The sequence below is a fragment of the Pseudomonas sp. PICF141 genome, assembly GCF_002286815.1.
Taxonomy (GTDB): domain Bacteria; phylum Pseudomonadota; class Gammaproteobacteria; order Pseudomonadales; family Pseudomonadaceae; genus Aquipseudomonas.
The window spans coordinates 1-22,866 of the sequence record NZ_MUNM01000041.1; the positions used below are offsets into that span (position 1 = coordinate 1).

Annotated in this window: 20 protein-coding genes and 2 tRNA genes; 5 read left to right on the forward strand and 17 right to left on the reverse strand. The window is 59.0% G+C overall.

All coding sequences use genetic code 11. The features are described from left to right. Position 1: 1 nt before the first annotated feature. From BZL43_RS10735 to rluD, 5 genes are all read right to left on the reverse strand, one after another. Positions 2-78: transfer RNA gene (locus tag BZL43_RS10735), tRNA-Pro, on the reverse strand. Between the two features lie 9 nt (positions 79-87). Next, positions 88-163: transfer RNA gene (locus BZL43_RS10740), tRNA-Asn, on the reverse strand. Between the two features lie 317 nt (positions 164-480). Next, complete coding sequence (clpB, locus tag BZL43_RS10745; RefSeq protein ID WP_095632289.1) at positions 481-3,045, reverse strand: ATP-dependent chaperone ClpB; 2,565 nt, start codon at positions 3,043-3,045, stop codon at positions 481-483. A gap of 129 nt (positions 3,046-3,174) precedes the next feature. Beyond that, positions 3,175-3,900, reverse strand: coding sequence for a peptidoglycan editing factor PgeF (gene pgeF / locus BZL43_RS10750; protein WP_095632290.1), 726 nt, complete (start codon positions 3,898-3,900; stop codon positions 3,175-3,177). Next, a complete protein-coding gene (gene rluD, locus BZL43_RS10755) occupies positions 3,897-4,859 on the reverse strand; it encodes a 23S rRNA pseudouridine(1911/1915/1917) synthase RluD (protein WP_007901932.1) in 963 nt (320 codons plus the stop codon). The genes pgeF and rluD overlap by 4 nt, the downstream gene beginning before the upstream one ends. Before the next feature lie 151 nt (positions 4,860-5,010). Here rluD and BZL43_RS10760 point away from each other — a divergent pair, with 151 nt between their 5' ends. The 4 genes from BZL43_RS10760 (at position 5,011) to BZL43_RS10775 (ending at position 9,316) form a co-directional block, all read left to right on the forward strand. Further along, on the forward strand, positions 5,011-6,033 hold the full coding sequence (locus BZL43_RS10760) for an outer membrane protein assembly factor BamD (RefSeq protein ID WP_095632291.1): 1,023 nt from the start codon (positions 5,011-5,013) through the stop codon (positions 6,031-6,033). A gap of 127 nt (positions 6,034-6,160) precedes the next feature. After that, positions 6,161-6,394 (forward strand): PP0621 family protein, encoded by a 234-nt coding sequence (locus tag BZL43_RS10765; RefSeq protein WP_007901926.1) that lies wholly within the window; start codon positions 6,161-6,163, stop codon positions 6,392-6,394. Then, positions 6,384-7,973, forward strand: coding sequence for a PAS domain-containing sensor histidine kinase (locus tag BZL43_RS10770; RefSeq protein ID WP_095632292.1), 1,590 nt, complete (start codon positions 6,384-6,386; stop codon positions 7,971-7,973). Before BZL43_RS10765 ends, BZL43_RS10770 begins: the two co-directional genes overlap by 11 nt. A 2-nt stretch (positions 7,974-7,975) precedes the next feature. Continuing rightward, positions 7,976-9,316, forward strand: coding sequence for a sigma-54 dependent transcriptional regulator (locus tag BZL43_RS10775; RefSeq protein WP_095632293.1), 1,341 nt, complete (start codon positions 7,976-7,978; stop codon positions 9,314-9,316). Between the two features lie 127 nt (positions 9,317-9,443). On the opposite strand, the gene thiO is transcribed toward BZL43_RS10775, so the two are convergent. From thiO to BZL43_RS10810, 7 genes are read right to left on the reverse strand one after another with little or no spacing between them, the layout of a single operon-like run. Then, positions 9,444-10,544: a glycine oxidase ThiO gene (gene thiO, locus BZL43_RS10780; RefSeq protein WP_095632294.1), complete on the reverse strand. Its 1,101-nt coding sequence runs from the start codon at positions 10,542-10,544 to the stop codon at positions 9,444-9,446. A 57-nt stretch (positions 10,545-10,601) separates the two neighbouring features. After that, positions 10,602-11,003 carry a type IV pilin protein gene (locus BZL43_RS10785; RefSeq protein WP_095632295.1) on the reverse strand — a complete coding sequence of 134 codons (402 nt, stop codon included), beginning with the start codon at positions 11,001-11,003 and terminating at the stop codon, positions 10,602-10,604. Positions 11,004-11,017: 14 nt separating this feature from the next. Beyond that, the gene (locus BZL43_RS10790) at positions 11,018-14,140 is read right to left on the reverse strand and encodes a pilus assembly protein (protein ID WP_095632296.1); all 3,123 of its coding nucleotides are present in this window, start codon (positions 14,138-14,140) and stop codon (positions 11,018-11,020) included. Then, positions 14,127-14,606 (reverse strand): PilX N-terminal domain-containing pilus assembly protein, encoded by a 480-nt coding sequence (locus BZL43_RS10795; protein WP_095632297.1) that lies wholly within the window; start codon positions 14,604-14,606, stop codon positions 14,127-14,129. Before BZL43_RS10795 ends, BZL43_RS10790 begins: the two co-directional genes overlap by 14 nt. 11 nt (positions 14,607-14,617) lie before the next feature. Continuing rightward, positions 14,618-15,331, reverse strand: coding sequence for a PilW family protein (locus BZL43_RS10800; RefSeq protein ID WP_095632298.1), 714 nt, complete (start codon positions 15,329-15,331; stop codon positions 14,618-14,620). Further along, positions 15,328-15,777, reverse strand: coding sequence for a type IV pilus modification protein PilV (pilV, locus tag BZL43_RS10805; RefSeq protein WP_095632299.1), 450 nt, complete (start codon positions 15,775-15,777; stop codon positions 15,328-15,330). The genes BZL43_RS10800 and pilV overlap by 4 nt, the downstream gene beginning before the upstream one ends. Further along, the gene (locus tag BZL43_RS10810; RefSeq protein WP_095632300.1) at positions 15,774-16,247 is read right to left on the reverse strand and encodes a GspH/FimT family pseudopilin; all 474 of its coding nucleotides are present in this window, start codon (positions 16,245-16,247) and stop codon (positions 15,774-15,776) included. The genes pilV and BZL43_RS10810 overlap by 4 nt, the downstream gene beginning before the upstream one ends. A gap of 130 nt (positions 16,248-16,377) precedes the next feature. Here BZL43_RS10810 and BZL43_RS10815 point away from each other — a divergent pair, with 130 nt between their 5' ends. After that, on the forward strand, positions 16,378-16,935 hold the full coding sequence (locus tag BZL43_RS10815) for a GspH/FimT family pseudopilin (RefSeq protein ID WP_095632301.1): 558 nt from the start codon (positions 16,378-16,380) through the stop codon (positions 16,933-16,935). Here BZL43_RS10815 and ispH read toward each other — a convergent pair. The 5 genes from ispH to ribF all read right to left on the reverse strand — a co-directional run bounded on the left by ispH (position 16,904) and on the right by ribF (position 22,736). Then, the gene (ispH, locus tag BZL43_RS10820; RefSeq protein ID WP_095632302.1) at positions 16,904-17,851 is read right to left on the reverse strand and encodes a 4-hydroxy-3-methylbut-2-enyl diphosphate reductase; all 948 of its coding nucleotides are present in this window, start codon (positions 17,849-17,851) and stop codon (positions 16,904-16,906) included. The two genes, BZL43_RS10815 and ispH, sit on opposite strands and share 32 nt — an antisense overlap. A gap of 152 nt (positions 17,852-18,003) precedes the next feature. Further along, positions 18,004-18,456, reverse strand: a complete 453-nt coding sequence (fkpB, locus tag BZL43_RS10825; RefSeq protein WP_095632303.1) for an FKBP-type peptidyl-prolyl cis-trans isomerase — start codon at positions 18,454-18,456, stop codon at positions 18,004-18,006. Beyond that, on the reverse strand, positions 18,449-18,961 hold the full coding sequence (gene lspA, locus BZL43_RS10830) for a signal peptidase II (RefSeq protein ID WP_095632304.1): 513 nt from the start codon (positions 18,959-18,961) through the stop codon (positions 18,449-18,451). The genes fkpB and lspA overlap by 8 nt, the downstream gene beginning before the upstream one ends. Then, positions 18,954-21,785: an isoleucine--tRNA ligase gene (gene ileS, locus BZL43_RS10835; RefSeq protein WP_095632305.1), complete on the reverse strand. Its 2,832-nt coding sequence runs from the start codon at positions 21,783-21,785 to the stop codon at positions 18,954-18,956. Before ileS ends, lspA begins: the two co-directional genes overlap by 8 nt. Beyond that, positions 21,786-22,736, reverse strand: a complete 951-nt coding sequence (ribF, locus tag BZL43_RS10840; RefSeq protein ID WP_168185084.1) for a bifunctional riboflavin kinase/FAD synthetase — start codon at positions 22,734-22,736, stop codon at positions 21,786-21,788. Positions 22,737-22,866: the final 130 nt, after the last annotated feature.

Below are 22,866 nucleotides of genomic sequence, written 5' to 3' on the forward strand. Positions count from 1 at the left end.
ATGGTCGGGGTAAGGGGATTCGAACTCCTGACATCCTGCTCCCAAAGCAGGCGCGCTACCGGACTGCGCTATACCCCGGTTTGAAATTGGCTCCGTGACCAGGACTCGAACCTGGGACCCAATGATTAACAGTCATTTGCTCTACCGACTGAGCTATCACGGAACTACATATTTCAATTTACAACTGGTATTTCAATTTACAACTGTGAAGCTTGCTTCACCTCTTCGACCCGTTCGCATCGCTGCGTTCGTGTGTCTGAGGCGCGCTATTCTACAATCTTAAGCACCTCTGTCAACCCCCTAAATTGCTTTCAAGTTAATGATTTGCAACTTATTTCAGATTCCTGCTTGGGGAGCAGAAACCCTTCAGGGCGACTTACTGCGGGGCGCACTTTACAAGCCTTTTCCTTTGAGTTCAACAGCCTGGCGAAAAAAAGGCCTCACAACGCGAGGCCTCTTTCAATTTGCTGCCAGCGGGAATCAGACGAAAACGATTTCGTCGTTTTCCACCGTGCCCTTGGCCGTCTCGCCTGGCATGTATCGACCGGACAGAATCAGCTGGGCCAACGGGTTCTCGATCCAGCGCTGGATCGCCCGTTTCAGCGGCCGTGCGCCATACACAGGGTCGTAACCGACGGCAATCAGCTTGTCCATCGCTTCCGGGCTCAGCTCAAGCTTCAGCTCGCGCTCAGTCAGGCGGCTACGCAGGCGACCCAACTGGATCTCGGTAATGCCGGCGATCTGATCACGAGCCAGCGGCTCGAAAATCACCACTTCGTCGACCCGGTTGATGAACTCCGGCCGGAAGTGCGTGGAAATCGCATCCATCACCGCGGCGCGTTGCGCTTCGCGATCCCCGATCAGTTCCTGGATCTGCACCGAGCCGAGGTTGGAGGTCATGACGATCACGGTATTCTTGAAATCCACCGTGCGGCCATGGCTGTCGGTCAAACGGCCATCCTCGAGCACTTGCAGCAAAATGTTGAACACATCCGGATGGGCCTTCTCGACCTCGTCCAGGAGAATCACCGAGTAAGGCTTGCGACGCACGGCCTCGGTCAGGTAACCGCCCTCTTCATAGCCGACGTAGCCCGGTGGTGCACCGATCAGTCGAGCCACGGAATGTTTCTCCATGAACTCGGACATGTCGATCCGCACCATCGCTTCTTCGGTATCGAACAGGAACTCGGCCAGCGCCTTGCACAGCTCGGTTTTACCGACACCGGTCGGGCCGAGAAACATGAACGAGCCGCTCGGGCGATTCGGGTCGGACAACCCGGCGCGGGAACGTCGCACCGCGTTGGAGACAGCGATCACCGCCTCGTCCTGACCAATCACACGCTGATGCAGCAGACTTTCCATCTTCATCAGTTTTTCGCGCTCGCCCTCGAGCATTTTCGCCACGGGGATGCCGGTCCACTTCGACACGACTTCAGCGATCTCTTCTTCAGTCACCTTGCTGCGCAACAACTGGTTTTCGCTTTTGCCGTGCTGGTCGACCATTTGCAGGCTGCGCTCCAGGTCCGGGATCACGCCGTATTGCAGCTCGGCCATGCGGTTCAGGTCGCCTTTACGGCGTGCGGCTTCCAGCTCCTGACGGGATTGCTCGATTTTCTGCTGGATCTGCGCCGAACCATGGACTTCGGCTTTTTCCGAGTTCCAGATTTCCTCGAGGTCCGAATACTCACGCTCGTGACGGGCGATTTCTTCCTGCAGTTTTTCCAGACGTTTCTTCGCCGCGTCGTCGCTTTCTTTCTTCAGCGCCTGGGATTCCACCTTCAGCTGAATCAAACGACGCTCCAGACGGTCCAGCACTTCGGGCTTGGAGTCGATCTCCATGCGGATGCGGCTGGCGGCTTCGTCGATCAGGTCGATGGCCTTGTCCGGCAGCTGGCGGTCAGTGATGTAGCGATGACTGAGCTTGGCCGCGGCGATAATCGCGCCGTCGGTGATCGCCACCTTGTGGTGAACCTCGTAACGCTCTTTCAGGCCACGCAGAATGGCGATGGTGTCTTCTTCGCTCGGCTCATCCACCAGGACTTTCTGGAAGCGCCGTTCGAGGGCCGCGTCCTTCTCTATATATTGGCGGTATTCGTTGAGCGTGGTCGCGCCGACGCAATGCAGCTCACCACGGGCCAACGCTGGCTTGAGCATGTTGCCCGCATCCATCGAACCTTCGCCCTTGCCGGCGCCGACCATGGTGTGCAGTTCGTCGATGAACAGAATGATCTGCCCTTCCTGCTTCGACAGTTCGTTGAGCAGGGACTTGAGGCGTTCTTCAAACTCGCCGCGGTATTTGGCACCAGCAATCAAAGCCCCCATGTCCAGGGACAACAGACGCTTGCCTCTCAGGCCATCCGGGACTTCGCCATTGATGATGCGCTGGGCCAGGCCTTCGGCGATGGCGGTTTTACCCACGCCAGGCTCACCGATCAGGACCGGGTTGTTCTTGGTGCGGCGTTGCAGAACCTGAATGGTGCGACGAATTTCGTCGTCACGGCCGATCACTGGATCGAGCTTGCCTTCTTCGGCGCGCTTGGTCAGGTCAATGGTGTATTTGTCGAGCGCCTGGCGTGACTCTTCGTGGTTGGCGTCATTGACGGCCTCACCGCCGCGCAGGTTGTTGATCGCATTTTCCAGGGCTTTTTTACTTACGCCTTGGCTCAGCAACAATTTGCCGAGTTTGCTGTTCTCGTCCATCGCGGCGAGCAGCACCAGTTCGCTGGAGATGAATTGGTCACCCTTCTGCTGGGCCAGGCGGTCAGCCTGGTTGAGCAGGCGCGCCAGATCCTGGGACATGTTCACGTCGCCGGTGGGGTTCTGGATTTTTGGTAGCTGATCGAGAGCTTTGGTCAGCTCCTTGCGCAAGCTGTTGACGTCGAAACCCACTTGCATCAGCAGGGGTTTGATCGAACCGCCTTGCTGCTCAAGCATAGCCTGCATCAAATGCGCCGGCTCAATGGCCGGATGGTCGAGGCCGACGGCCAGGGATTGGGCGTCGGACAAGGCTAACTGCAACTTGCTGGTTAAACGGTCTATACGCATGGGTCACCTTCCTTTTGAGCAGGCCGGACCTATAAACATCCTGAATGAAGAAACCTGCCAGATACCGCTATAGATGCGGTCGATTCTGGAAGATTCAAGCGTCGAGATATTGATGCAGATCAGAGAAGCTTAGCGTTCGAGCCAGACCAGAGAGGCAAACCGACCGGTGCGTGGACTGCGGCGGTAAGAAAAGAAACGAGGATCGGTCACGGTGCAAAAACCGCCACCATAAACAGCAGTAACACCGCGAGCGGCCAGGCGCAAACGCGCCAGCTCATAAATGTCGGCCATGAACTTGCCGGCGTTGTGGCTTGGTACAAAGGCTTTGGCGGTTTCGGGCAATTGCTCGACGAAGGTTTCGCGCACTTCCGGGCCGACCTCAAAGGCTTGTGGGCCAATGGCCGGGCCAAGCCAGACCAGCACGTCTTGAGGCGGCACGGCCAGACTGTCGAGCGTCGCCTCCAGCACACCCGCCGCCAACCCGCGCCAACCGGCGTGGGCCGCTGCTACGCGAGTGCCGGCACGGTCGCAGAACAGCGCTGGCAGGCAATCAGCGGTCATCGCGGTGCAGGCGATACCGGGTGTTGACGTCCAGCTCGCATCGGCAGTGGCTACCAGGCCTGGGTCAGCCTGGACCACGACAATACCGTGAACCTGCTTTAACCAGGCCGGTTGAATAGAGAAGTGATCGGTGAGGCGACGGCGGTTCTCGGCGACGGCTTCAGGGCTGTCGTCAACGTGATCGCCCAGGTTGAGGCTGTCGAACGGCGCCAGGCTGACGCCGCCCGCACGGGTGGTAACGCAGGCTTTTACCCCGGCAGGCGCAGGCCAGTCGGGAATCAGCCAGTCACTCATCCGATGAACGCCTCACGGTCTTGCTTGAGCAGCGACAGCAACCAGACGAAGTCATCCGGCAATGGCGATTCCCAGCTCATGCGTTTACCGGTGGTCGGATGATCCAACTCCAGGAATCGCGCATGCAGCGCCTGACGCGGGAAATTCTTCAAGGATTCGACCATGGTCACACTGGCAGCCGGTGGAATTCGGAAACGACCGCCGTAGGCAGGATCCCCGACCAACGGGTAGTTGATGTGCGCCATGTGCACGCGAATCTGGTGCGTACGACCGGTTTCCAGCTTGACCCGCACGTGGGTGTGGGAACGGAAACGCTCGAGCACGCGGTAGTGGCTGACGGCTTGCTTGCCACCTTCCATTACGGCCATGCGCTGGCGTTGCTGGCCATGACGACCGATCGGCGCGTTGATCTTGCCGCCGGCGGTCACCACACCGATCACGATGCATTCATAGATCCGGCTTACGCTGCGGCTCTGCAATTGCGTGACAAGTTGTGTTTGTGCCTGAATGGTCTTGGCCACCACCATCAGCCCGGTGGTGTCCTTGTCCAGGCGATGCACGATACCGGCGCGGGGCACATTGATAATGTCCGGCACGTGGTGCAGCAAGGCGTTGAGCAAGGTGCCATCGGCGTGACCGGCGGCAGGATGCACCACCAGGCCTGCAGGCTTGTTGATCACCAGGATGTCGTCGTCTTCATAGACGATGTCCAGCTCGATGTCTTGAGCGATCCATTCGCCTTGAGCTTCCTGCTCGGCAGTGAGTTCAAGGATGGCGCCACCGTGAACGATGTCTCGCGGGCGGATTACCGCCCCATCCACAGTCAGGCGGCCGTCTTTGATCCAGGCGGAAAGGCGCGAGCGCGAGTGCTCAGCGAATAGTTGTGCGGCGACTTGATCGAGGCGTTGGCCGCCCAATTCGGACGGCACCTCTGCGCGAAGTTCAATTTTATCGGACATGCTCAGACTAGGCGTCGGCACAGCCTTTGGTTTCGGCTGCGCGCTTGTGGTTAAATACGGCGTCTTTTGCCCCGAGGCTTTTCAACGGGGCACTCATCATAACAGGACGGCCCCGCCCAAGACAGCGGCCGTCATAGGGACGCAAGCCGCCATGCAAGTGAAACACCTGCTGCTGATCGCCATCCTCGCATTGACCGCTGCTTGCTCATCGAAGGAAGTCGTAGACGAAAACCTGAGCGAAGTCGAGCTGTACCAGCAGGCTCAGCACGATCTGGACAACAATAGCTACACCGCCGCCACAGCCAAGCTCAAGGCCCTGGAGTCGCGTTATCCGTTCGGTCGCTACGCCGATCAGGCTCAACTTGAGCTCATCTACGCCAACTACAAGAATACCGAGCCAGAGGCTGCAAAATCCGCCGCCGAGCGTTTCATCCGCCTGCACCCGCAGCATCCGAATGTCGATTACGCCTATTACCTCAAAGGTCTGACGTCTTTCGACCAGGACGTCGGCCTGCTCGCGCGCTTCCTGCCGCTGGACATGACCAAGCGTGACCCGGGCGCCGCTCGCGACTCCTACAACGAGTTTGCCCAGCTGACCAGCCGCTTCCCGAACAGCCGCTACTCGCCGGATGCCAAGCAGCGCATGATCTACCTGCGCAATTTGCTGGCTTCCTACGAGATTCACGTTGCCGACTATTACCTGACCCGTCAGGCCTATGTCGCCGCCGCGAACCGTGGTCGTTACGTGGTGGAAAACTTCCAGGAAACCCCTTCGGTCGGTGACGGCCTGGCAGTGATGACTGAAGCCTACCAGCGTCTGCACCTGGACGAACTGGCCGCGACCACCCTCGAAACCCTGAAGCTCAACTACCCGAACCACCCAAGCCTGGTGGACGGTCAGTTCGTGCCTTCGAAGGACGAAGCCGACAACCGTTCATGGCTGAGCAAGGCCACGCTGGGCCTGATCGAATCCCGCCCACCGCTGCCGCCAGGTGAAACCCGCGCCAACCAGGACGTGCAGCGACAGTTCCAGGACGCCAAGGACGCGATTCCGAACGAGCTCAAGCCTAAAGATGAAGACGGCGAGGTGATCGAAGAAGAGCAGCACGAGTCCGAAGCCAACAACACCGACCGCTCGTGGTTCAGCTACATGACTTTCGGCGTGTTCGACTGACATACCAGGTTGTGCATAAAAGGGAGACTTTCGGGTCTCCCTTTTTTATTTCCGCTCTTCAATTGCACTGTGCGCCTGCCATGTCCTTGGCTAAACTGCCAATTCACTCGTCAAAAAGCAGCTCACCATGCTTCGTTTATTATTCTGGATCGCCCTGATTGCCGCTGCGGTATGGCTCTGGCGCAAATTCAAGGCGCCGGTTTCGGGCGCCAACACGCCGCGAGAGCAAGACGCGCCACCCATGGTCCGCTGCGCTCATTGCGGCGTACATCTTCCCCGCGACCGCGCGCTGAGCCTTCAACAACAGTGGTATTGCAGCCAGGCTCACCTTGAGCAAGGCCCGGGCTCCAGTGATCGCTGAGACGCCCAGTCCAGGCAACAAACAGGCCCAGCGACTGCTGCGCCTCTATCACCTCTACCGATTAAGCATCGGTATCACTTTGGTGCTGTTGATCTCCAGCAACATGGACAACCAGTTGCTGACGTTTGCCAATGACGACTTGCTGCGCAACGGCAGCTGGTTGTACCTGGTGCTGAATATCCTGCTGGTGGTCTTTCTGGAGAACACCCGGCGCCCGGCGCAGTTGTTCGGTCTGGCGCTGGTCGATGTCCTGCTGCTATGCGGTCTGTTTTATGCCGCTGGCGGCATGCCCAGCGCCATTGGCAACCTGTTGATCGTGTCGGTGGTCATCAGCAATACCCTGCTGCGCGGGCGCATCGGCCTGCTGATTGCGGCTGTTGGCGCCCTCGGCATCGTGGGTTTGAGCTTCCTTCTGAGCTTCAGCCACCCCACCAGCCCCAACGACTACCTGCAAATCGGCACGCTCGGCGCCCTGTGTTTTATCGCGGCCTTGCTGGTGCAAGGCTTGATCCGAAGAATTGAAGTCAGCGAAACCCTGGCCGAGCAGCGAGCCAGTGAAGTGCTCGGCCTTGAAGCCCTCAACGCGTTGATTTTGCAACGTATGCGCACGGGCATTCTGGTGCTCGACGAGCAACGGCGTGTGCAATTGGCCAATCACAGCGCCTTGACCTTGCTGGGTCGGGAAAAACTCGATGGACAACTGATCGACGACCATTCGATGCCGTTGGTCGAACGACTCCAACTGTGGTTCAACAATCCGACTTTGCGCCCGCAAAGCCTGAAAATCGCCAGCAACGGCCTGGAGCTGCAACCGAGCTTCATTGCCCTGGACCAAAGCCCACACCACCAGACGCTGGTTTTTCTCGAAGACATTGCCCAAATCGCCCAGCAGGCCCAACAACTTAAACTCGTCGCCCTCGGCCGCCTGACTGCCGGTATTGCCCATGAGATCCGCAATCCACTAGGCGCCATTAGTCATGCCGCGCAGTTACTGCAGGAATCCGAGGAACTGAACAGCACGGATCGGCGTCTGACGCAGATTATTCAAGACCACTCTCAGCGAATGAATCGGGTAATCGAAAACGTCCTGCAGCTGTCCCGTCGCCAGCGAACCGTGGCGCAACGGCTGAATTTGCGACCATGGCTGGAGCACTTCGTGGCCGAAGTCCGCGAGGGGGCAACCGAGCGTCAGCACATTCACCTGCGAATCGGTGGCGGAGACTTCAGAACCTTGATGGATCCGAATCAGCTGACACAGATTCTCGACAATCTGTTGCGCAACGCCTGGCACCATAGTGCCCTGCACCATTATCAGGCGCAGGTCTGGCTCGAGTTGTTTATTGACTCGGACAGCCAGTTGCCGATCCTTGAAGTCCTGGACGATGGCCCCGGCGTGGCGCCGGACCAGCGTTCGCATCTGTTCGAACCGTTCTTCACCACCAGCAGCCAGGGTACTGGCCTGGGGCTTTATCTGTCCCGTGAGCTGTGCGAAAGCAATCAAGCCCGCCTAGACTTCAACCCACGCCAAGGCGGCGGCTGCTTTCGCATCACCTTTGCTCACGGACGGAAACAAAGTTGAACATGAGCCCACGGCAAAAAATCCTGATCGTCGACGATGAGCCGGATATCCGCGAACTCCTGGAAATAACCCTGGGACGGATGAAACTTGACACCTTTAGTGCGCGCAACCTCGCAGAAGCGCAAGCACTGCTGGCGCGGGAGGCGTTCGATCTGTGCCTGACCGACATGCGCCTGCCCGACGGCACCGGTCTGGCGCTGGTACAGCACATCCAGCAGCGCTATGCGCAAGTGCCAGTGGCGATGATTACCGCCTATGGCAGCCTGGAAACGGCAATCAACGCCCTCAAGGCTGGCGCCTTCGACTTTCTGACCAAACCCGTTGACCTCACCCGCCTGCGCGAACTGGTCACCAGCGCTTTGAGTTTGCCGGCACCCAGCGGTGCCAGCAGCGCCATTGACCGGCGGCTGCTGGGTGACTCACTGCCGATGCGCAGCCTGCGTAAACAAATCGACAAACTCGCCCGCAGCCAGGCTCCGGTGTACATCAGCGGCGAATCCGGTAGCGGCAAGGAGCTGGTTGCCCGACTGATCCACGACCAAGGCCCGCGCGCCAGCCGACCGTTCGTGCCAGTGAACTGCGGGGCGATCCCGTCAGAATTGATGGAAAGCGAATTTTTCGGCCATCGAAAAGGCAGTTTCAGCGGCGCTATCGAAGACAAACCCGGGTTATTTCAGGCCGCCCATGGCGGTACTTTGTTTCTCGATGAGGTGGCAGACCTGCCATTGGCAATGCAAGTCAAACTTTTGCGCGCCATTCAAGAGAAAGCCGTGCGCAGCATCGGTGGACAGCAGGAAACCGTGGTGGATGTACGCATTCTTTGCGCCACCCACAAAGACCTCGATACAGAAGTCGCCGCCGAACGCTTTCGCCAAGACTTGTACTATCGCCTTAATGTGATCGAATTGCGGGTGCCGCCCTTGCGCGAACGCCGCGACGACATTGAGCTTCTGGCCAACAATATGCTCAAGCGGTTGGTAACTGGCACTGGCCAACCCGCGACAAAACTCCACCCGCAAGCCCTCGAAGCACTGAAAAACTATCGTTTCCCAGGAAACGTGCGGGAATTGGAGAACATGCTTGAGCGGGCTCACACCTTATGCGAAAACAAACAAATTGACGCCAGCGACTTGCGGCTGGCCGAGGGCAACTGCAACCCGGACGGCGATGTGCCAGACCTGACGCAGATCGACAACCTGGAAGCTTATCTGGAAAACGTCGAACGCAAACTCATCCTCCAGGCTTTGGAAGAAACCCGCTGGAACCGCACAGCGGCGGCTCAGCGGTTGAATCTGTCGTTTCGGTCGATGCGTTACAGGCTCAAGAAATTGGGGCTGGATTGAGGGCCTCTTCGCGGGCAAGCCTCGCTCCTACAGGTTGATATCGTTCACAAACTTATTGATCGACTCAAACCTGTAGGAGCGAGGCTTGCCCGCGAAGGCGTTCTGCCCGACAACAAAAATCATGCGGTCAAATACGCCCAGCCGGTGCATACGGCGCCGGATCGATAATCGGTGCCCGCCCCAGCATCACATCGGCAAACAACTGACACGACGCCGGCGCCAGCACCAAGCCGTTTCGGTAGTGCCCGCAGTTGAGCCAAAGCCCCTCAAACCCCGGCACCCGACCGATATAGGGAATCCCCTCCGGCGACCCCGGCCGTAGCCCGGCCCAATGCCCCACCACCTCGGCATCCGCCAGCGCCGGAATCAATTCCACCGCTGACGCCTTCAGGCTTTGAAGCGCTGTGTCAGTCGGCGTTTTATCGAAGCCTTCATGCTCCAGCGTACTGCCGATCAGGATGTGCCCGTCACGCCGAGGAATGGCATAACGCCCCTTGGCCAGGACCATGCTCGGAAGGAAGTCGGCCGCGCACTTGTAGAGAATCATCTGGCCTTTGACCGGCTCGACCGGCAATTCCAGGCCCAGTTTTTTCAGCAAGTCACCGCTCCAGGCCCCAGCCGTCAGGACCACCTGATCCCCCGTAATGGCGCCCATCGAGGTCTGTACCCCGACCACCGTAGCACCTTCACGGATAAATCCGCTGACCTCGCACTGCTCATGAATCGTCACGTTCGGCAGCGCCAGCAACGCTGCCTTGAGGGACTTCACCAGCCGTGGATTACGCACATTGGCCACATCGGCCATGTAGATCGCCCGGGAAAAACCGGCGCCCAATACCGGCACCGCATCGTGTGCGGCGGAGATATCCACAGCCCGCAACGGGCGGTTTTCCCGTTTGGCCCAGGCAAGCGCTTCGGCTTCGTCATCCAGGTCCAGCCAGTACAATCCGGTGGTATGCACTTCAGGATCGACACCCGTGGCGGTGAACAGGCGTTCCGCCAGCTGTGGATAAAAATCCTGGGACCAATGAGCCAGTGCAGTGACTGCCGGGCTGTAGCGCCACGGATAGAGTGGCGAAACAATCCCGCCCCCGGCCCAGGACGACTCCTGACCGACATTCGAGCGGTCCAGCAGCACGACGCTCTGTACTTCGGACGCGAGATTGAACGCCGTCAGCAGGCCAATCACCCCGCCGCCGACAATCACCACTTGCTGTTGCCTGCTCATGTTCTGATCCAACCGTTCAATAGACAGAGGGCGTAAAGGGCGCCCGGAAAGATAACCTCAACGACCCCAGCAATCCTTGGTGGTCAGACCGGACGTGGCATTGACCATGCTTCTGACGCCGGTATTGGTGAGAGTGAAATCACCGCACTTGTCACTCGCCATGGTCGAACCGGCCTTGCGTGTTGCCGTCAGCAGGAAGGTCTGATCGGTCAGGGTCGGAGTGATGGTGTAGAAATCATTGCCGGCGCTCAGACCGGTGGCATTGGTGTAGACATTATTCTTCGAATAAAAGCGCTCAAGGATGTGTGCCTGCTCGGAAAGCAGCCCGGCCACTTCCGCTCGGCGCCCCTTTTTCACGTACTCGGTGAGACTTGGATAGCCAATGGTGATGACGATCCCGATGATCGCAATCACGATCATGATTTCGATCAGGGTAAAGCCTCGGTTGGATCTGCGCATGCCTCAACTCTCACTTACTGTATTTGTCGCCACATGATGCGACGGCCGCTGCCGCCACCGGATTTTTCCACCAGTGTGGTCACGCCACCACTGGAGTCGTTTACAACCTTGCGGGTTGCGTCGTTGACGACCGCGTTCAGGGTCGGGATACCACCGGTGAAAATCACCCCGCTGGAAATCGTGTCGGCGCTGTCGACCACCCCGTCGGCATTGGTATCGAGCACAGCGTAATTGAGCATTTTACCGCTGAACGCATCGAGTTCGACCAGTTTGCCAGAGCCGAAGCTGGCGCAAGGGTCAACGGTATCCATACTGGCCGTGGTAAATACGATTCGCCCCGACACCAGGCTGGCCTGATTGATCACTCGCTCCCCGGTCAGTACGTTGTTGTAGACCAGCGGCAAGTACCAGCCTTTTTTTGCCGGGTAGATCACTTCGTTCTGGCTGGTGGTGATGAATTGCCCGCTGCTGCCAGAGAACACGCCGGTCACCGCCTGCGCCTGCAGGCTGGAAGTAGTGAATTGCCCCGCGCCTCCTTCGGCATCCCATACCGCATAAAACGCCTGTAGATCCTTGCTGGTCTTGTCGGCGGCTTCATTGAGTTTGCCGGTGCCGAAAAACACTTGCTTGCCGCCCAATGCGTGATCGGCGAGCAGCGGTTGTACGGTGATCGGCTGGGTTGCGCCGCCCGCCGTGGTGAACAACGGCTTGCCGGAAAACCCCACCCCCCAGGTTTCGGTGGTGGTGCCACTCAAATCGAACTTCCACAACCGCCCTTTCAGGTCGCCACCATAGGCAGCCTGCACCACATTCTGCGAATTGACCCTGAGCTTCACCGACGACAGACCGTTAGTGGTTTCTGTGCTGTCGACCACGATTTTCCTGATCAGCGAGCCATCGCGGATATCCACCACATACAGTGCAGCCACCCCGGAGTTGCTGCCATAACCATTGGAGATAAACGCGGCCCAGCGACCATCGGCCAAGCGTGCCACTTCTGGGCGCGCATAGGCATAACCCAGATCATTGAAAACGTTTGCCGTACTGGGCGTGGCCGGCGCGCTGATTTCCCACAACGCCTTAGTCGAATTACCGGCCGAGGCGTCGAACAATTGCAACGCATAGAAGGTTTTTCCGCCCGCCCCTGTTCCACCCATCGCCAGGGTTTTCCAGGTGCTGTCAAGTTGGGCATCGAACACGCCGACCTGACCGTCGACCAGATATTTGTGGCTCACACCGTTGATATAAGTGGGATCAGCAATGTAGCGCAATGACGGCAACACGCTGGAGGGCATATAGCCGTAACGCCTTGTACCGTTGGTCGAGTTGATGACGTTTACAAAGCCATCGTTGGCGTTCACCACCAGGCTGGCGTTCATATTGGCGGCTTTGGTGGCGAGGTAAGCGCTGTAGGTGGTATCGCCCACCAGATCGGACGCGGTCTGGTCCGTGGGTGCAGCCAGTACGAGAGGCGAATTGATGATATCGCCAAGCAATACACTGCGCGCTCTCAACCCGCTTTTGTGGATGCCCTTGCTCCACTCCACCAGATCGCTGCCGGTAATACCGACGGGCAGGCTCTGGCTTAGAGAAGCTTGCTGCGCCGGGGAGAAATTGCTGTAGGCCAAGCTAACAACGGAGTTGGTCAGGGTATTCCAGGACTGGTAAGTCGGGGCGGTAGCACCGGGCACGATGGTGGTATCGGTCGTCCACAGCACCGCGGCTGTGTTCACCGCACCCGCCGAGGTGAAGCCAAAAGATTTCACGGTGCCGCGCCAGTCCTTGGGGTCGTAGCTGGTCTGGAAGTAGTTCGAATTGCTGGTCAGGGTCGTGCCATTGGTCACACCGCTGCCGCCAGAGCCCGCTCTGGAGGTGATATCGCTCAAGGCTGAAGACAATGCGCTGTTGAGCTCGGCGCCGTCGATCGCCTGGTAATACTTGCCCTGCCCATAGGTCGCGGCGTCCGCCAGCATCTGGTTTGCCGCAGTGAAACCCAGGGTATAGGTATTCATGTTTTGTTTTGAAAAATCCGGGGCATTCCAGCTCTTGCCCGTGGCATCGGTTCCAGTGGAGCGCATGTCGATGTCGAAGGCGAACTTGGCGATGTCATCCAGGAACAGGGTATCGCCCTCCTTGTCGCCGAAACGATCGGCCCCGTCATTACTGCTGATACCATCCCAGTTCGGTAACTGGTTGCCACCCAGCGGATCGTCAGTCGGAAAGGTATGGTCGAAGGTTGGCAAACCACCTGTGATTACCACGCCATAATTTCTCTGGCAGCGATACTGAATCGGGCTGGTGTAGGTGGTGGGCGTCGAGTTGTTGTACGGCGTCATGCCACGAAAATAACGGGTGATCTCGTAATAGGCTTCAGCCAGGGGTGTACTGGCCTGGGCGCTCAGTTCATCGATTCCGGCAATCAATTCATTGTAGTTGGCATCGGCCTCAGCCTGGGTCACGGTGCCGCTGGCGGCCGACAAATCACTGATCGAGCGGACGATGTAACCGCCGTCATTCTTATGGTTGCCGACCGCCAGGTTGAATGTTGCCAGACCGATGCGTAGCGAGCGGTTGCTGGTCACCAACGTCTTGGAAACGTTGCGCGCCACGTTCATCCGGTAATCATTGGGAATCGAACCATCGGTGAAATCCCGGTCGGCGTTGTTGGCCAGGCTGATCAGGTACGACAAGTATTTAGCCGAATAGAGCGTGTCTTCGCGCCCCACCGGATCGGGAAGCTTCAGGCAAAGTGATTCCAGACCGAGAAGGCTGTTTTTATAAAACCCGTACCATCCATCCTTCGTACATGTCCCATGAGTCAAACTCGACAGGGCAATATTGTTATCGGTCATGTCGAGTTCGCGACCTTTCAAGCACGAACCATTCGAAAGGCAAATAGCCACCGGGGGGCGTGAGAGGGTCGGATCGAAACCTGCCGCCCAGATAATGCTGTTCATGCTCGCCGAATCATCAAGTAACAGCATTACATTGGGTGCCACGGCGGCGGCGTTCAACAGCGGCGAATCCGAGGGCGTGAAGGCGTAAGCCGGCGCTGCCAGATAAAGGCTCGATGCCGCGCCGAAAAACAGCTGCAATAACCAGCGGCGCCAGCCTGGGCGGGTCTCAGTACTTCGCATAGATACTCTCCACCACACTGCGCGAATTGCCCGCGATGCCCACGGCGGTCACCCGGTACAGCGTTGCCGACGTGTTGCTCGGTACGTTCACGGCCGTCAGGGTCGTCCCAATGTTCTGCACCCCGTAAAAGCCGTTGCCGGCGGCGATCCAGGTCACTCCCGAGGTGGAGTTGAAGCCGGCGGCGGTAATGATCGAGGCCTCGGCCGGCGGCGCGCATTGGCTGGTACCGCTGCAAACCGGTAATGAATAGGTGTTCAGTTGCACCGCGCTTTCGCCGATACGCAATGCCGCTTCCGCCCCCTGGAATGACTGGTTGCGCAGGATCACGCTGCCGGCCATTTTTTCCTGCAACGTAGCGCTCTGCATCGACGAAAGACCAATCAAGGTCAGCACCAGAAGAAACACCAGGCTGACCAACAGCGCCATGCCGCGCTGGGCGTGAGGGGGCGTGGGAGAAATATTCATCGGCCCTCCCCTCATGGCAACCGGTTGCGCAAGGCGGCAACCACGTTGAAGGTTTGATCGCTGACCCGGTGGTTCGGGTCGCTCAGTGTCAGGGTCAGTCGCACACTTCGGATCCGTGCCGGATCGGACGGGTTGCTGCTGTAGCTGGAAGCGGCCGTATCTGTGGCGGAGCTGGCAAGGCCGAAGCTCACCTTGAACTCGCGGACATTGTTCACCAGCACCTGCTGCGTCGGCGTGCCGGCACCAGAGCCCATCAGCAGTTGGTTGTTGCTGAAGCTGTAGACCAACCGCCGGATCGGAAACGCCAACTGCCCGGATGTGGTCGTTCGTGGACCGGAGTAGGCCGTTGCAGTGTTACGACAGTCCGAAATGACCGTCCAGGTCGGCGTTCCGCCACTGCCGCCGACATCGGCGGTGACAAGCGTTAATTTGAGGTTGGCATTGTCCCAACTGATCGGCGTGATCTGACTGGCATTGAAGCTCCCTGCCGAGCTGGCATCGATAATCGTGCCCAGGCAACCGAACATGCCGACCATGCGGATTTCCTGAATCATCTTGCTCAGGACGAACCGTGCATCTTCCTGCATGCCGGCGGCAGTGCTCTGGCTGACGTAGGTATTTTTAGCGGCGATGAAGATCTGCGCCACGCCAAGAACCACGACCAGACTCAACGCCAGGGCGATCAGTAACTCGATCAGGCCGAAGCCTTTGCTGGTTCTGATCATGGTGTTGTGGCCGGATCGACGGTGGCGCGACTGGTGAGGACGAAGCTGCGGCGCGAGTCGGCGCTATTGGCGGCCCGTGAGTCGTCCCAGGTAATGGTGATGGTGTATACCCGCTGGTTGCGGGTAATGCTGCCGGTCGCCGTGGCGCCGCCGAAATTGACGATGTTGGAGGTGAAGTCGTAAAGGTCCTGATCCCGGGCCACGCTCAGGTTGCCGGAGGTCGGTGGCGTGATGGTGTAATCGGCGCCGGAGTTGGCACGAATGCGGTCCATCATGTCGTAAGCGATAAAACTCGCCTGGCTGGTCATCCGCGAGCTGTCGGTGTACTTCAGCGCATTGAGCTGAATCGCCGCCGCGCCCAATAACCCCACGGCCAAAACCAACAACGCGACCAATACCTCGATCAGCGTCATGCCCTCCTGTGCGCGCTTGCTCCAACCCCTCATCCGCAGCTTCCACCCAATAGAATTCGTCCGTTCAAACACACATTCAGCGTCCTGTTCTGTGCCCCCAGTACATAACTGATCACGACGGCCGTGGACGGTGCCGACAAACCGCCCAGATTGTTGAAATCAATAGCGGTCACTCCTGAGGTTAGCGTCAGAGTTGCACCACTGCTCATCGCTGGAACAACCCGCAATACATTAGCCGGATTGCCAGTACCGTCATAAACGGCCAGCTCGCCGGTCCAGACGCTGCCGCCGGCTGTCGGGCGAACCCGGGTGGTCAGACCCCGGTCAATCGCCTCAAGCCGGGCGAAATTGAGCGCGCGTTGCAGGTCGCCGATTTCGGTATCGGCCTTGGTGTTTTGCACCGAGCGGTTAAACGCCGGAACGGCCAGGGTAATCAGAATCAGAAACACGGCGAGCGTGATCAGCAGCTCGATCAGCGTGAAACCTTTTGTACGATGATCCATCGGTGCCCTCCGTTGCCGTCGGCTATACCTGCTTCTACACGCTAGAACATTCGACCGGCAGATGTACGGTTGTTTTGCCATTACCGCGCGCGGATCGCGCGGGCCGCAGTACTCCAGGGAGGGAGATAACATGCATCAGCAAGGTTTCAGCCTGATCGAACTGCTCATGGGACTGACAATTGTCGGGATTGTTCTGCTGTTGGTCAGCCCGGCATTCGCTGCACTGACAGAATCAAACCATCGAGAGCAGGCCGCGCAGTCGATTGTCAGCGGTATGCGTACTGCCAGAACCGCGGCTATCACCCGCAATCAGAGCGTGGTGATACACGGCATCAACGGCGACTGGGGCCAGGGTTGGCGGATCATTCTGGATGTCAGCGGTAAAGGCCCGGAGGACAGCAGCAATCCGCTACTGATAGAGCACGCGAGTAGCACCCGGTTGCCGATTGTCGGCAATTGGGGGGTCAAACGTTTCGTGCGCTTCAGCAGTCTGGGCGAACCGTTGATGCCCGGACGGGCCTTTCAAGCGGGGACATTGCACTTATGCGCACGCCACGAACCGGTGAGTCAGCTCCAGGTGGTACTGGCCCGGACCGGTCGCGTCAGCCTGCGCAGCGATAAAACTGAACAGGTGCTGTGCGCTAAGCAAAAAAGCGTTAAGGCAAAGAGCGCACGCGCAACTCTTTAGGCATGGAGAACGTGATGTTCTCCTCGCGACCGGCCAGCTCGTCAGCCCCGGTGGCCCCCCAAGCCTGCAACTGTCGGATCACGCCACGCACCAGAACTTCCGGCGCGGAGGCACCAGCGGTGATGCCAATACGCTCGACACCATCGAACCAGCTCTTTTGCAGGTCTTCGGCGCCATCGATCAGATAGGCCGGAGTGGCCATGCGCTCCGCCAGTTCACGCAGGCGATTGGAGTTGGAACTGTTCGGGCTGCCGACCACCAGCACCACGTCGCATTCGTCCGCCAGTTGCTTCACGGCGTCCTGGCGGTTTTGCGTGGCGTAGCAGATGTCGTCCTTGCGTGGACCGCCGATCGCCGGGAAACGTGTACGCAGGGCGTCGATCACGCGACTGGTATCGTCCATGGACAGGGTGGTCTGGGTAACGAAGGCCAGTTTCTCAGGGTTGTTCACCTGCAACGCGGCGACGTCTTTCTCGTCCTCGACCAGATAGATCGCACCACCATTGCTGCCATCGTACTGGCCCATGGTGCCTTCGACTTCCGGGTGACCGGCATGGCCGATAAGGATGCATTCACGGCCGTCGCGGCTGTAACGCGCGACTTCGATGTGCACCTTGGTCACCAGCGGGCAGGTCGCGTCGAATACCTTCAGACCACGGCCAGCGGCTTCGGTACGCACGGCTTGGGAAACGCCATGGGCGCTGAAGATCACGATTACGTCGTCCGGTACCTGATCCAGTTCTTCGACGAAGATCGCCCCACGGGCGCGCAAGTCTTCGACGACGAATTTGTTGTGAACCACTTCGTGGCGCACGTAAATCGGCGGCCCGAAGACTTCCAGGGCGCGGTTGACGATTTCGATCGCCCGGTCCACACCGGCGCAGAAGCCACGGGGATTGGCGAGTTTGATTTGCATGCTGTGCCTCGTGTCTTGCGCGCGAAAAATTGGATCATTGCAATCCCTGTGGGAGCGGGCTTGCCCGCGATGAGGGCCTGATCGCCAACTCGGATGTCGGCTGATGTACCGCTATCGCGGGCAAACCCGCTCCCACAGGTCTGCTTTGTTTCTTACAGTGCTTTGACGGAAATGATTTCCACGTCAAAGGTCAGCGTCTTGCCAGCCAGCGGGTGATTGAAGTCGACGGTCACCTGGGCGTTACAGAATTCTTTCACCACACCGGGCAGCTCAGTATTGGCCGCATCGTTGAAGATCACCAGCAAGCCAGACGACAGTTCCATATCCTTGAACTGCGAGCGCGGGATGCTCTGTACGTTTTGCGGGTTCGGCTGACCAAAGGCGTTTTCCGGCGCAATGGTCAAGGTACGTTTGTCGCCGGCCTTGAAGCCGAACAGCGCCGCTTCGAAACCTGGCAACAGGCTGCCGTCGCCAACTTTGAAGGTCGCCGGGGCTTTGTCGAAGGTACTGTCGACGGTGTCGCCGTTCTCCAGGCGCAATGCAAAGTGCAAGGTGACTTCCGTGTTCTGGCCGATGCGATGCTCAGCCAATAACTGTTCAGTCATGAACGGCTTCTCCGGTTTTCTTACTTTTGAACATATCCAGTGCAAGCATTACGGCACCGACAGTGATTGCACTGTCGGCAAAGTTGAACGCCGGGAAATACCAGCGGTTCTGCCAATGCACCAGAATGAAATCGATCACATGGCCCAGGGCTATGCGGTCGTACAGGTTGCCCAGCGCGCCACCCAGCACCAGCGCCAAGGCGACCGCCAGCCAGGTTTCGTTACGTCCCAGGCGCTTGAGCCAGACCACCAGCACGGCACTGACCACCACCGCGATCAGGGCGAACAGCCAGCGCTGCCAGCCCGAGCTGTCAGCCAGGAAACTGAACGCCGCGCCGGTATTGTAGGCCAGGGTCCAGCTGAAGTAATCGGGGATCACCACGATTTGCTGGTACATGCTCAGCGAGCCTTCGAAGTAGAACTTGCTGGCCTGGTCGATGACCAGGACCAGCAAACTCAACCAGAGCCAGCTCAGCCGTCCGAAACGGCCAACGGCGTTAGGCATAGTGACGGACCTCGCCAGCGCCGCTGATGTTGTCGACGCAACGACCGCAGATTTCCGGATGTTCCGGGTTTACCCCAACGTCTTCACGGCAATGCCAGCAACGGGCGCACTTGGCATGGCTCGACTTGACCACTTTAAGCTTCAGGCCGCCAACTTCGGTGACCACTGCGTCGGCCGGAGCCTGCACGAACGGTGCAACGGCGGCCGTCGAGGTGATCAGCACAAAGCGCAACTCGTTGCTCAGCTTGGCCAGGTCGGCGCTCAGGGACTCTTCGGCGAACAGCGTCACTTCGGCTTGCAGATTGCCACCGACGGCCTTGGCCGCGCGCTGGATTTCCATTTCCTTGTTGACCGCCACCTTCACGTCCATGATGCGATCCCAGTAGGCGCGCCCCAGTTCGAAGCCTTCCGGCAGTTCGGTCAGGCCTTCGTACCAGGTGTTGAGCATGACGGATTCATTACGCTCGCCCGGCAGGTACTGCCACAGCTCGTCGGCGGTGAACGCCAGGATCGGCGCGATCCAGCGCACCAGCGCTTCGCTGATGTGATACAGCGCGGTTTGCGCCGAACGACGGGCTTTGCTGTTGGCGCCAGTGGTGTACTGACGGTCCTTGATGATGTCGAGGTAGAAACCACCCAGCTCCTGCACGCAGAAGTTGTGAATCTTGGAGTAAACATTCCAGAAGCGGTATTCGCCGTAGTGCTCTTGCAACTCGCGTTGCAGCAGCAGGGTGCGATCCACGGCCCAACGGTCCAGCGCCAGCATTTCTTCGGCCGGCAGGATGTCGGTAGCCGGGTTGAAACCGGTCAGGTTGGAAAGCAGGAAACGCGCGGTGTTACGGATTCGCCGGTAGGCATCCGCGCTACGTTGCAGGATCTGCTCGGAAACCGCCATTTCACCCGAGTAGTCAGTGGAAGCGACCCACAGACGCATGATATCGGCGCCCAGGGTGTCGTTGACCTTCTGCGGCGCGATCACGTTGCCCAAGGACTTGGACATTTTGCGGCCGGACTCGTCGACGGTGAAACCGTGGGTCAGCAGTTCGCGGTACGGCGCGTGGTCATCGATGGCACAACCGGTCAGCAACGAGGAGTGGAACCAGCCACGGTGCTGGTCCGAACCTTCCAGGTACAGGTCGGCACGCGGACCGGTTTCGTGGCCTATCGAATGCGAGCCGCGCAAGACGTGCCAGTGCGTGGTGCCCGAGTCGAACCAGACGTCCAGGGTGTCGCTGATCTTGTCGTACAGCGGCGCTTCTTCCCCGAGCAATTCGGCGGCGTCCATCTTGAACCAGGCTTCGATGCCTTCGACTTCGACCCGTTGGGCGACGATTTCCATCAATTCGACCGTGCGTGGATGCAGCTCGCCGCTTTCCTTGTTCAGGAAGAACGGGATCGGTACGCCCCAGTTGCGCTGACGGGAGATGCACCAGTCCGGACGGTTGGCGATCATCGAGTGCAGACGCGCCTGGCCCCAGGCCGGAACGAATTTGGTCTCTTCGATGGCCTTGATTGCCCGCTTGCGCAGGGTTTCGCCGGTTGCAGGCTCTTTGTCCATGCCGATGAACCATTGCGCGGTGGCGCGATAGATCAGCGGGGTCTTGTGACGCCAGCAGTGCATGTAGCTGTGTTCGATGGTGGTGGTATGCAGCAACGCGCCGACTTCGGTCAGTTTGTCGACGATGGCCGGGTTGGCCTTCCAGATGAACTGGCCGCCGAAGAACTCCAGCGACGTCGCGTACACGCCGTTACTTTGCACCGGATTGAGGATGTCATCGTTGACCATGCCATAAGCTTTGCAGGTCACGAAGTCGTCGACGCCGTAGGCTGGCGCGGAGTGAACCACGCCAGTGCCTGCGCCCAGTTCAACGTAATCAGCCAGGTAAACCGGCGACAGACGATCGTAGAACGGGTGGCGGAAATTGATCAGCTCCAGTGCCTTACCGGTGGTGGTCGCAATGACCGAGCCTTCCAGGCTGTAACGGGCCAGGCACGATTCGACCAGCTCTTCAGCCAGTACCAGCAGTTTGTCGCCCACGTCGACCAGGGCATAGTTGAACTCTGGGTGAACGTTCAGCGCCTGGTTGGCCGGAATAGTCCACGGGGTGGTGGTCCAGATCACGATCGAAGCAGGTTTGTTTAGCGATGGCAGACCGAACGCGGCAGCCAGTTTGGCTTCATCAGCGATTGGGAAGGCCACGTCGATGGTCGCGGATTTTTTGTTCTCGTACTCGACTTCCGCTTCAGCCAGGGCCGAACCGCAGTCAAAGCACCAGTTCACAGGCTTCAGGCCCTTGAACACGAAGCCACCCTTGACGATTTCCGCCAGGGCGCGGATTTCACCGGCTTCGTTTTTGAAGTCCATGGTCTTGTACGGGTTGGCGAAGTCGCCCAACACGCCCAGACGAATGAATTCGGACTTCTGGCCTTCGATCTGCTCGGTGGCGTAGGCACGGCACAGTTCGCGAGTCTTGTCCGCGCCCAGGTTCTTGCCGTGGGTCACTTCGACTTTGTGCTCGATCGGCAGACCGTGGCAATCCCAGCCCGGCACATAAGGCGCGTCGAAACCCGACAGGGTTTTCGAGCGGATGATCATGTCCTTGAGAATCTTGTTCAGCGCATGACCGATGTGAATCGTGCCGTTGGCATACGGAGGACCGTCGTGAAGTACGAACTTCGGACGATCCTTGCCAATTTCGCGCAACTTACCGTACAGGCCAATGCTGTCCCAGCGCTGCAGAATCTGCGGTTCGCGCTGAGGCAGGCCGGCCTTCATTGGGAAGGCGGTGTCCGGAAGGTTTAGCGTGGCTTTATAGTCGGTCATTTAAGGCTCTTCATTAGCGATTGGCGCTAGGTGCGACAGGGCACGGGCGGCGGCGATATCCGCATTGATCGCCGTCTTAAGCGCCTCCAGAGAGGCGAAACGCTGCTCTTCACGCAGCTTGTGGTGGAAAACCACCGTCAAACGCCGGTCATACAGATCGCCGGCAAAATCTAAAAGGTGTACTTCGAGGTGGGCTTTGCCATCCCCTTCGACCGTTGGCCGCACGCCAATATTGGCAACGCCCGGCCAGGTCTTGCCGTCGATGTCGACGCTGACCAGGTAAACCCCGCTCAGCGGCACACGACGACGCTTGAGCTGCACGTTGGCTGTGGGCGTACCCAATTGGCGCGCCAGCTTCTGGCCATGCAGCACCCGCCCGGCAATCCGGTACGGACGACCGAGCAGCCGCTCGGCCAAGGCAAAATCGGCAGCGGCCAGGGCGTTACGCACCTGAGTGCTGCTGACACGTATGCCGTCCAGCACAACGGTCTGCGCCGCTTCGACGGTAAACCCCTGAAGGACGCCGGCCTGTTGCAGGAAATCGAAATCCCCTAGCCGGTCGCAGCCGAAACGGAAATCGTCGCCGACCTCCAGATGCTGCACACCGAGGCCGTCCACCAGAATAGTATCGACGAATTCACGGGCGCTGAGTTTGCTCAGGCGTTGATTGAACGCCAGGCACAGCACCCGGTCGACGCCCTCTTCGGCCAGCAGCTGCAGTTTGTCTCGCAAGCGGGCCAGACGCGCCGGAGCGGTGTCCGGGGCGAAGAACTCTCGCGGCTGCGGCTCAAAAATCACTACGCAGCTGGGCACGCCCAACTCGAGCGCACGCTCACGCAGCCGTGCCAGGATAGCCTGGTGACCACGGTGAACACCGTCAAAGTTGCCAATAGTGGCGACACAGCCCCGATGCTGGGGGCGCAGGTTGTGGAGGCCTCGAACCAGCTGCATAACGCGCTTCTTGCTCATAAAGTGGCCGATTATAACCACACCCGGCGGCCGACGACAGGCAACACCGTAACCCAAAATGATCGAGCCGACAAAACCATCGGCCCGCCCGTGTTTTATCGAGGCAAAAGCT

Coding starts and splice junctions, on each gene's coding strand:
- BZL43_RS10810 (WP_095632300.1), bottom strand. CDS start 16,247: ATGGATCATCGTACAAAAGGTTTCACGCTGATCGAGCTGCTGATCACG.
- BZL43_RS10790 (WP_095632296.1), bottom strand. CDS start 14,140: ATGCGAAGTACTGAGACCCGCCCAGGCTGGCGCCGCTGGTTATTGCAG.
- BZL43_RS10760 (WP_095632291.1), top strand. CDS start 5,011: ATGCAAGTGAAACACCTGCTGCTGATCGCCATCCTCGCATTGACCGCT.
- rluD (WP_007901932.1), bottom strand. CDS start 4,859: ATGTCCGATAAAATTGAACTTCGCGCAGAGGTGCCGTCCGAATTGGGC.
- ileS (WP_095632305.1), bottom strand. CDS start 21,785: ATGACCGACTATAAAGCCACGCTAAACCTTCCGGACACCGCCTTCCCA.
- BZL43_RS10795 (WP_095632297.1), bottom strand. CDS start 14,606: ATGAATATTTCTCCCACGCCCCCTCACGCCCAGCGCGGCATGGCGCTG.
- pgeF (WP_095632290.1), bottom strand. CDS start 3,900: ATGAGTGACTGGCTGATTCCCGACTGGCCTGCGCCTGCCGGGGTAAAA.
- fkpB (WP_095632303.1), bottom strand. CDS start 18,456: ATGACTGAACAGTTATTGGCTGAGCATCGCATCGGCCAGAACACGGAA.
- clpB (WP_095632289.1), bottom strand. CDS start 3,045: ATGCGTATAGACCGTTTAACCAGCAAGTTGCAGTTAGCCTTGTCCGAC.
- BZL43_RS10775 (WP_095632293.1), top strand. CDS start 7,976: ATGAGCCCACGGCAAAAAATCCTGATCGTCGACGATGAGCCGGATATC.
- pilV (WP_095632299.1), bottom strand. CDS start 15,777: ATGAGGGGTTGGAGCAAGCGCGCACAGGAGGGCATGACGCTGATCGAG.
- ribF (WP_168185084.1), bottom strand. CDS start 22,736: ATGCAGCTGGTTCGAGGCCTCCACAACCTGCGCCCCCAGCATCGGGGC.
- BZL43_RS10800 (WP_095632298.1), bottom strand. CDS start 15,331: ATGATCAGAACCAGCAAAGGCTTCGGCCTGATCGAGTTACTGATCGCC.
- BZL43_RS10815 (WP_095632301.1), top strand. CDS start 16,378: ATGCATCAGCAAGGTTTCAGCCTGATCGAACTGCTCATGGGACTGACA.
- thiO (WP_095632294.1), bottom strand. CDS start 10,544: ATGAGCAGGCAACAGCAAGTGGTGATTGTCGGCGGCGGGGTGATTGGC.
- lspA (WP_095632304.1), bottom strand. CDS start 18,961: ATGCCTAACGCCGTTGGCCGTTTCGGACGGCTGAGCTGGCTCTGGTTG.
- BZL43_RS10785 (WP_095632295.1), bottom strand. CDS start 11,003: ATGCGCAGATCCAACCGAGGCTTTACCCTGATCGAAATCATGATCGTG.
- BZL43_RS10765 (WP_007901926.1), top strand. CDS start 6,161: ATGCTTCGTTTATTATTCTGGATCGCCCTGATTGCCGCTGCGGTATGG.
- ispH (WP_095632302.1), bottom strand. CDS start 17,851: ATGCAAATCAAACTCGCCAATCCCCGTGGCTTCTGCGCCGGTGTGGAC.